At 62.6% G+C, this 3,496-nt stretch carries 3 protein-coding genes; 2 read left to right on the forward strand and 1 reads right to left on the reverse strand.

What is annotated here, in order from left to right:
* Window positions 1-627 (reverse strand): CHASE domain-containing protein (locus DBR23_RS30315; RefSeq protein ID WP_233250280.1); only part of this gene is annotated, 627 nt, incomplete at its 3' end.
* A gap of 200 nt (window positions 628-827) precedes the next feature.
* Here DBR23_RS30315 and DBR23_RS04980 point away from each other — a divergent pair.
* Window positions 828-1,916, forward strand: a complete 1,089-nt coding sequence (locus DBR23_RS04980) for a GTP pyrophosphokinase family protein (protein WP_108497507.1) — start codon at window positions 828-830, stop codon at window positions 1,914-1,916.
* A gap of 205 nt (window positions 1,917-2,121) precedes the next feature.
* Window positions 2,122-3,496, forward strand: a 1,375-nt coding sequence (gene phaZ, locus DBR23_RS04985; RefSeq protein WP_199227633.1) for a polyhydroxyalkanoate depolymerase, incomplete at its 3' end; no start/stop codon positions are given.

Below are 3,496 nucleotides of genomic sequence, written 5' to 3' on the forward strand. Positions count from 1 at the left end.
CCCGGACAACGCCAGCGCTCCGGTGTCACGGGCCCGGTCCAGCGCCTCCTTGGCAGGCGGAATGGTCAACACATCCAGTCCCAGCGCCTTGAGGTTGGGGCCCTCCAGCGGCTCGATGTGGGTGATGGGTGCCAGCCACTCGCGCTCGCCGGGCGGGCGCACTGCATATTGGTCAAAACCGCGCTGGCGCATGTCCTCCAGATGGGCAGCGAGCGCCTTGCCAGGAAACTGCAGAATCAGCGACACCCCCTGCAGCCCGGGACGGGTTGCCTGCAACTGCAGCGCGCTCACATAGGCCTGAAACTCCTCGCGGTCGATGCGCTCCGACCCCTCAAAGTAGCCCTTGACGCCGCGCAACACCACCTCGTAGGTCGCCATGCGGTCCTTGAGGTTGTAGGCAATCTGGTCGGCCGCCACCTCAAAGTTCTGCTCGCGTTTGGTCCTCGTGTTCTTTTCTTCACTCTGCCAGTACAGGAAGGTCAGCCCCAAGGTCAGCAGCGCGATCAGTGGGGGCAGCACCACGGGCAACCAGCGGTGGTTGCTGGTGCCCGCAACCCCTTCAGACACCCATGCCGCCTGCCCTGGCGCGGCGAGGTCATCGTTGTCGGGGGCTGGGTGGGGTGTCATGGTGGATGGTGTGACTTCGATGCACCGGCGGTGCTGCCCCATTATGAGCATCTGTCCTGCGCCGAAAAGGGGCATTTGCGCGCAAACTGCACATGCCGGCTCCCAACATGCCGTTTATGCTCGCACCGCTGGGCCAACGGCTATGCGCCCGCACCCACTTCCCGTATCAACCCTGACAATACCCACCACAAAGGCCTGGCATGGCATCGCTCGATTTCGACCTGGAGGAATCCCAATTTCGCAGCTGGTACACCGCGCAGGCGGTTGCGCTGGAAGACGCCTGCGCAGCTCTGACCGCGCGGGTGGCGGCGGTGGTAACTCGGGCGGGCGGCGTGGACATCACCAAGGTGGAGGGCCGCGTGAAGGATGTGGACGAATGCGTGCGCAAGTTCGTGCGCAAATACCGTCCGGCGCTGGAAGAGAGCAACACCCCCTACGACATAGAGACTTACATCACCGACCTGATTGGCGTGCGGGTGGTGTGCCTGTATGAAGACGAGCTGGAGAAGATTGCCCAGATCGTGCGCGCCCATTTCGCCGTGATCGACGTGACCGACAAGGTCTCGGCGGTGGAAAGCACCGAGGCGTCCTTCGGCTACAAAGGGCTGCACCTGGACCTGCGGCTGAGCGTGGCCGAACGCGACCTGCCGGAGCACGCGGCCTATGCCAAGTGGCCCTTCGAGCTGCAGGTGCGCACCATCATCCAGGACTCGTGGAGCGTGCTGGACCATAAGATCAAGTACAAAAAATCCATCCCGGGCCAGCTCAAGCGGCGCATCAACGTGCTGTCCGCCCTGTTCGAGCTGGCCGACCGCGAGTTCCGCCAGATTCGCGATGCCACGGCGGCCGAGTTGCTGCAGGCCCCCGACGAAACCGCCGAACCCGCAACCGATGTCGCCGCCGATTTGCAGGCGCCCACCCGCGCAGCCGCCACCAGCAGCGAACTGAACGCGTTCACGTTCTTGAAGATCGCCACGCATTTTTTCAAGGACTTCGAATTCGAGCCGTCCAAGGTCGATGGGTTTGTGGACGACATCCAGGCCTGGTCAGCCGGCATGACACGTGCGCGCTTCAACAGTCTCATGCGCGAGACGATCGGAGTGGTCAAACGCTACAAGCAGCACTTTGAAGAGCAAAACCCGCAGGGCAGCTTCAACCCGTACACGGTGATCCGGCACTGCCTGTATCTGAGTAACAAGACGGCGTTCCGCCCCGCATTGCGCAACTCGGCCCGCGAGTCGTTCGAGGCCTGGCTGAGCGACAACGCAGAGCCCAAAGTGCAGGGTTGAGGCGAAAATCGGCGCAAGCGCTAGTGCTAATTGCCTGAGTTGCTATCATTTTTGATAGATCCGCAGCCTTCGTCGCCGAACCGGCGCGCCGCCCCTGGGGCCACGTCAATTTGTCGCATAGGCGACTGGACATTGGTGGTTTTACTCCATGCGCTTGTTACCAAGTGCTGCTATATTGCACTGCAACAAAACGGAGTTTCGCCCCATGCTGTACCACCTCTACGAAACCCAGCGCTCCTTGATGGAGCCCTTCACAGATTTTGCGCAGGCGGCTTCCAAGTTGTTCAGCAACCCCGTCTCGCCGCTGAGCCAGACCTCAGCAGCACAGCGCATGGCTGCCGGTTACGACCTGCTCTACCGCCTGGGCAAGGACTACGAAAAGCCCGCCTTCGACATCCACACGGTCGACGTGGACGGTATCGGTGTCGCTATCCACGAACGCATTGAGGTCGACAAGCCGTTTTGCGAGCTGCGCCGCTTCAAGCGCTTTTCGGACGACCCTGCCACGCTGACCAAGCTCAAGGGCCAGCCCGTGGTGCTGATCGTGGCACCGCTCTCGGGTCATTACGCCACGCTGCTGCGCGACACCGTGCGCACCATGCTCAAGGACCACAAGGTCTACATCACCGACTGGAAGAACGCCCGCCTGGTGCCGCTGTCGGAGGGGGAGTTCCACCTCGACGACTACGTCAACTACGTGCAGGACTTCATCCGCCATCTGCAGGGCATCTACGGCAACTGCCACGTGATCAGTGTGTGCCAACCGACGGTGCCCGTGCTGGCCGCCGTGTCGCTGATGGCCAGCCGCGGCGAGAAAACGCCCCTGACGATGACCATGATGGGTGGCCCCATCGACGCTCGCAAGTCGCCCACGGCAGTGAACAATCTGGCGACCAACCGCAGCTATGAGTGGTTTGAGAACAACGTGATCTACCGCGTGCCGGAGAAATTCCCCGGCGCGGGCCGCCGCGTGTACCCGGGCTTTTTGCAGTACACCGGTTTTGTGGCCATGAACCCGGACCGCCATGCGACCAGCCACTACGATTACTTCAAGGACCTGATCAAGGGCGACGACGCAAGTGCCGAGGCGCACCGCAAGTTCTACGACGAGTACAACGCCGTGCTGGACATGGATGCGGACTACTACCTCGAAACCATCCAGACCGTGTTCCAGGATTACAAGCTGGTGAACGGCACCTGGGATGTGCGCTCACCCGCCGGCAAGCTGGAGCGCGTGCGTCCGCAAGACATCAAGACCACAGCCCTCTTCACGGTGGAAGGCGAGCTGGACGACATCTCTGGCTCGGGCCAGACTGAAGCGGCCCACGACCTGTGCAGCGGCATCGTGCGCAAGGAGCAACGCCACCTGGAAGCCAAGGGCGCAGGCCACTACGGTATCTTCAGTGGCCGCCGCTGGCGCGACATCGTGTACCCCAAGGTGCGCGCATTCATCCTGGAACACGAGTTGCCTGCCAAGCCCGCCACTGTGGCCACAGCCCCCACACCGGCCCCCAAGCTCGCCAGCCCTGCACCAGCCCCTGCCAAGGTTGCCAGCAAGCCCGCACCGGCAGCCAAACCCG

Source organism: Acidovorax sp. HMWF018 (assembly GCF_003061035.1).
In the GTDB taxonomy this organism is placed as follows: Bacteria; Pseudomonadota; Gammaproteobacteria; order Burkholderiales; family Burkholderiaceae_C; genus Acidovorax; species Acidovorax delafieldii.